Genomic DNA, 600 nt, shown 5'->3' on the forward strand with positions numbered 1-600 from the left:
CTTTATTGGAGAGTTTGATCCTGGCTCAGGACGAACGCTGGCGGCATGCCTAATACATGCAAGTCGAGCGGACTTGAAGAGAAGCTTGCTTCTCTGATGGTTAGCGGCGGACGGGTGAGTAACACGTAGGCAACCTGCCCTCAAGCTTGGGACAACTACCGGAAACGGTAGCTAATACCGAATACTTGTTTTCTTCGCCTGAAGGGAACTGGAAAGACGGAGCAATCTGTCACTTGGGGATGGGCCTGCGGCGCATTAGCTAGTTGGTGAGGTAACGGCTCACCAAGGCGACGATGCGTAGCCGACCTGAGAGGGTGATCGGCCACACTGGGACTGAGACACGGCCCAGACTCCTACGGGAGGCAGCAGTAGGGAATCTTCCGCAATGGGCGAAAGCCTGACGGAGCAATGCCGCGTGAGTGATGAAGGTTTTCGGATCGTAAAGCTCTGTTGCCAGGGAAGAACGCTTGGGAGAGTAACTGCTCTCAAGGTGACGGTACCTGAGAAGAAAGCCCCGGCTAACTACGTGCCAGCAGCCGCGGTAATACGTAGGGGGCAAGCGTTGTCCGGAATTATTGGGCGTAAAGCGCGCGCAGGCGG

At 56.2% G+C, this 600-nt stretch carries 1 rRNA gene; it reads left to right on the forward strand.

What is annotated here, in order from left to right:
* Positions 1-2: 2 nt before the first annotated feature.
* Positions 3-600 (forward strand): 16S ribosomal RNA (locus tag EC604_RS29525); the annotation flags it as partial.

Source organism: Paenibacillus amylolyticus, from assembly GCF_003719335.1.
GTDB classification, from domain to species: domain Bacteria; phylum Bacillota; class Bacilli; order Paenibacillales; family Paenibacillaceae; genus Paenibacillus; species Paenibacillus amylolyticus_D.